Here is a 567-nt window from a genome sequence, read left to right on the forward strand (position 1 = left end):
GGCTCTTCCCAGATGAGGGTGTAGCGCACGTCGCGCGGCGGGCCGGCGCGTCGGTGTCGGGGTGAGGGTCGAGGTCTCCCGAGGATGAGAGCTCCTACACACTCAGCCCGAAAGACCTCGACGTGCACGACGCTACCGTCGGCGGGCGCGCTGATGCGTTCGCCAGCCCCGACCTGACTGCCTTCTGCCGCCTCGACGAACTCGGCCTCGTTGTCACCGGGCAGCGACTCGAGCCGGATCGTGCCGTATTGGCCTGTCAGGTGGTCGAGCCCGACCAGTGGTGCCGGCGCTGCGGCTGCGAAGGGAGACCACGTGACACCGTGGTCCGACGGCTTGCCCACGAACCACTGGGCTGGCGGCCCACGACGCTGGAGGTCGTCGTGCGCCGTTACCGCTGCAGCGGCTGCGGGTATGTGTGGCGCCAGGACACCACCGCCGCGGCCGAGCCCCGGGCCAAGTTGTCTCGGCGCGCTCTGCGGTGGGCGCTGGAAGGGATCGTGGTCCAGCACCTGACCGTGGCTCGGGTCGCCGAGGGGCTCGGGGTGGCCTGGGACACCGCCAACGACG

Annotated in this window: 1 pseudogene; it reads left to right on the plus strand. The window is 70.9% G+C overall.

What is annotated here, in order from left to right:
- Positions 1-122: 122 nt before the first annotated feature.
- A pseudogene (locus ACT3T9_RS18865) lies at positions 123-567 on the plus strand (ISL3 family transposase); the annotation flags it as partial.

It is taken from the genome of Brachybacterium sp. AOP29-B2-41, from assembly GCF_052378395.1.
Taxonomy (GTDB): Bacteria; Actinomycetota; Actinomycetes; order Actinomycetales; family Dermabacteraceae; genus Brachybacterium.